Source organism: Duganella hordei (genome assembly GCF_040369125.1).
GTDB lineage: Bacteria > Pseudomonadota > Gammaproteobacteria > Burkholderiales > Burkholderiaceae_D > Rugamonas > Rugamonas hordei.
In genome coordinates this window covers 1-216 of the sequence record NZ_BPWI01000069.1, presented here as the reverse complement: position 1 = coordinate 216, position 216 = coordinate 1, and the positions used below count along the sequence as shown (strand labels likewise).

The window sequence follows — 216 nt, the reverse complement described above, 5'->3', positions numbered from 1 at the left end:
TAGCAACTAATGACAAGGGTTGCGCTCGTTGCGGGACTTAACCCAACATCTCACGACACGAGCTGACGACAGCCATGCAGCACCTGTGTACTGGTTCTCTTTCGAGCACTCGCCAATCTCTCAGCGATTCCAGCCATGTCAAGGGTAGGTAAGGTTTTTCGCGTTGCATCGAATTAATCCACATCATCCACCGCTTGTGCGGGTCCCCGTCAATTC

General features: G+C 52.3%; 1 rRNA gene. It reads right to left on the bottom strand.

The features are described from left to right. Positions 1-216, bottom strand: a 16S ribosomal RNA gene (locus tag ABWW33_RS33070); the annotation flags it as partial.